The 1,302-nt window shown below is 59.0% G+C and carries 2 protein-coding genes; both read left to right on the top strand.

Annotated elements, in window-relative coordinates:
• Positions 1-833: FGGY-family carbohydrate kinase (locus FDW87_RS22530; RefSeq protein ID WP_252363158.1), on the top strand; the 833-nt coding region annotated here is incomplete at its 5' end.
• The coding region (ulaD, locus tag FDW87_RS12910) for a 3-keto-L-gulonate-6-phosphate decarboxylase UlaD (RefSeq protein ID WP_137379847.1) at positions 833-1,302 on the top strand (470 nt) is incomplete at its 3' end. The genes FDW87_RS22530 and ulaD, both read left to right, overlap by 1 nt.

Raw genomic sequence — 1,302 nt, 5'->3', positions numbered from 1 at the left:
TCACCGCCCAGACAGCCGCCATCACCGGTCTGGCGGCGGGTACGCCCGTCGTCGGCGGTCTGTTTGATGTGGTTTCCACCGCACTCTGCGCCGGTATCGAAGATGAGCACACCCTTAACGCGGTGATGGGAACGTGGGCTGTCACCAGCGGGATCGCTCACGGCCTGCGCGACCACGAGCCTCATCCCTATGTTTATGGCCGCTATGTGAATGACGGGCAGTACATCGTTCATGAAGCCAGTCCGACCTCCTCCGGCAATCTGGAATGGTTTACCGCTCAGTGGGGTGAGCTCTCTTTTGATGATATTAATCAGGCCGTTGCTAGCTTACCGAAAGCCGGTAGCGCGCTTTTCTTCCTGCCCTTTTTGTACGGCAGTAACGCCGGGCTGGAGATGACCAGCGGCTTTTATGGCATGCAGGCTATACACACTCGCGCCCACTTATTACAGGCCATCTACGAAGGCGTGGTTTTCAGCCACATGACCCACCTGAACCGCATGCGTGAACGTTTTACGCAGGCACATACCCTGCGCGTCACCGGAGGTCCGGCGCACTCCGATATCTGGATGCAAATGCTGGCAGACGTCAGCGGCTTACGTATCGAGCTGCCACAGATTGAAGAGACCGGCTGCTTTGGCGCAGCGCTCGCCGCCCGCGTAGGCACTGGCGTTTATCACAATTTCAGCGACGCGCAGCGCAGCTTACAGCACCCAGTGCGCACACTGCTGCCAGACGCCGCCGCGCATGCGAGCTACCAGCGCAAATACCGCCAATACCAGAATTTAATTACCGCACTACAGGGCTATCACGCCCGCATTAAGGAGCATGAATGATGAGTCGACCATTACTGCAACTGGCACTCGACCACACCAACCTGCAGGCAGCCCAGCGCGATGTCGCACTGCTACAAGAAAGTGTCGATATCGTTGAAGCGGGAACGATTCTCTGCTTAACCGAAGGCCTTAGCGCCGTCAAAGCGCTGCGCGCCCAGTGCCCAAATAAAATCATCGTCGCCGACTGGAAGGTAGCCGATGCGGGCGAAACCCTTGCACAGCAAGCGTTTGGCGCTGGCGCTAACTGGATGACCATCATCTGCGCTGCGCCGCTGGCGACGGTAGAGAAAGGCCATGGCGTCGCGCAGTCCTGCGGCGGCGAAATTCAGATGGAACTGTTCGGCAACTGGACGCTGGATGACGCCCGTGACTGGTATCGCGTTGGGGTTCGCCAGGCGATTTACCATCGTGGGCGCGATGCCCAGGCCAGCGGGCAACAGTGGGGAGAAGCGGATCTGGCGCGCATGAA

Origin of the sequence: Citrobacter sp. wls826 (genome assembly GCF_005281245.1) — a bacterium.
Classification (GTDB): domain Bacteria; phylum Pseudomonadota; class Gammaproteobacteria; order Enterobacterales; family Enterobacteriaceae; genus Citrobacter; species Citrobacter braakii.
This window is presented reverse-complemented; position numbering and strand designations above follow the sequence as displayed.